The 1,779-nt window shown below is 70.2% G+C and carries 1 protein-coding gene; it reads right to left on the reverse strand.

The window, feature by feature from the left end:
- On the reverse strand, positions 1-1,529 hold a 1,529-nt coding region (locus SSPN_RS57055), incomplete at its 3' end, for a hypothetical protein (RefSeq protein ID WP_158309648.1).
- Between the last annotated feature and the right edge of the window lie 250 nt (positions 1,530-1,779).

Consider the following 1,779-nt stretch of genomic DNA (forward strand, 5'->3'; position numbering starts at 1 on the left):
TCGATGACCTCTCGCGCTTCGGGCCGCAGAGGCGGATCTGGGTTGTTCACCTTCTTCCACTGTGACAATGCGCCAGACGGGAACTCGCCCCCCTTTGTGGCATCGGCCCACGCCAGACGGCGCTCAGCCTCCCGTATCCCGTTCTCACTCCACACCACCCGCCTCAACGGCTGCGGCCACCGCAGGAGCCCCTCGGCAATAGCCCCCAGAACAGCCCGGCACAGCCTCGCAACATCCCCCGCGTAGGGCGCGCTCAACCCCCCCAGCCACGCCCATACCGCCGACTCGTCCTGAAGAAAGTAGACGCTGTCGGTCACCTCGAGTGCCCGGCCCGGGCCGAGGTAGCGCACCAACTCCTCAGACCTCGGGAGCCGGGCAGCCTCGCGCATTAACCGCAGATGGGCCGCGCTGGGCTGGCCTCTGCCGTCCAGCCATACCTGAGCCGTGGACTCGGAAACGCTAGTCAGCTCGGCCGCTCGGGCCGGGCCGAGGTAGCGCACCACTTCCTCGTCCGGGACTTCAGCGGGAACAGCCTTTCCGGCGACGTAGTCCACCACGTCGCCCAGAGTCCACGCCCACCACTCCTGCAGGCACTCATCCACCGGAGGCCTCAGCTCACCAAACGGCACCGGGGCGGACTCCACATCAGATCGCTGTGCTGGTCCCGCTCCAGCCTGGATTCGCAGCCCGCTGCCCTGCGTACCCAGCCTGTCCGCCAGCGCCCGGGAAAACACCACCAGATCCTGGCGATCATCACCGAGCTCGCGGCGCTTGGCCGCGACCAACGCCACCACATCCTCCAACGACACAACGGCATCCGCACGAGCCAACCCCCCGACGTCATGCGCACGCCGCACAACCAGCCCCGCCGCCTCCCTTTCACCACTGGACAAATCCAGCCTCTTCGCCCGGGCGATCTCACGATCCAGATCCGACCGCGACCACCGCCCCACCGGTATCCCACCGGTATCCCGCACCGTGCCCGCCCCGGCATCGGGTGCGACCCCCGCGGGCTGTCCCTCCGCAGCCACCGAGCTCTCCTGCGCAGACACCGTCCGGGCCGCCGGTGCCTCATCCCGGGCCACCGTCATCCCACCGGAGGCGACCGGGACCGGTGCCGAGGTCTCCGCCAGACCGGCCACGCCCCCACTCCCACCGGCCGGCACCACGGCACCAGGCCCGGCCAGCGGCCTGGGACGAGATCCATCCGCAGCGAACACCGCGAACTGCTGCCCGCGCCCGCCCTGTCTCTGCGTCATCGCGACAACGTCGCGCCCCATACCCTGCGCCAGTGCCGAACCCTGACCCGGCGTCACCACCACACCCACACCCGGATCCCCGGGGGACACCAGCAGCACAGGACCCGTGGAATCCGCGACACCACCCCGCACGAACTCCGCCAACCCACCACCAGCAACCACCTCCGCCGGCACCGGCACCCGCACCGTGTCCGCAGGCAAGCCCACCGGCAACACCGCCACCGGATCCCGATCCACAGACGGCGCCCGCGACCCCTCCCCCGAGGGCATCGCCGAATCCGGCGACACCGCAACCCCATCACGGCGATGCGAATCCCCACGCCCCCCGACCGAGTCCGCACCGCGATCCCCATCGCGGCCGGTCACCCCACTCGGCGACACCGGATGCCCCGCAGGCACACCACGACCGGAATCCACAACCGACCCAGACCCGACAGCCTCCGGTCGCCCGGCATCCGCAGGCACACCACGATCGGAATGCACAACAGACCCAGACCCGACAGCCTCCGGTCGCGCAGCA

The organism is Saccharopolyspora spinosa NRRL 18395, from assembly GCF_000194155.1.
Lineage (GTDB): Bacteria > Actinomycetota > Actinomycetes > Mycobacteriales > Pseudonocardiaceae > Saccharopolyspora > Saccharopolyspora spinosa.